The organism is Oceanobacter antarcticus (assembly GCF_044962685.1).
Classification (GTDB): domain Bacteria; phylum Pseudomonadota; class Gammaproteobacteria; order Pseudomonadales; family Oceanobacteraceae; genus Oceanobacter; species Oceanobacter antarcticus.
On sequence record NZ_JBBKTX010000152.1, the window covers coordinates 1 to 208 of the forward strand.

At 51.4% G+C, this 208-nt stretch carries 1 protein-coding gene; it reads left to right on the forward strand.

Going from position 1 to position 208, the window contains the following annotated elements:
- On the forward strand, positions 1-208 hold a 208-nt coding region (locus WG929_RS21305; protein ID WP_416207663.1), incomplete at both ends, for an IS66 family transposase.

Below are 208 nucleotides of genomic sequence, written 5' to 3' on the forward strand. Positions count from 1 at the left end.
ACGGTCTACCTCACCGATGGGCGACTTCATATCGATAATAATCCCGTCGAAAATGCTATCCGACCGTTTGCGATAGGGCGCAAAAACTGGTTATTCAGTGACAGTCAGCGTGGCGCAAAAGCCAGCGCCATGATGTACAGCCTGATAGAAACCGCCAAAGCGAACGACCTGGAGCCTTACGCGTATTTACGGAGAGTGTTTGCCCAGT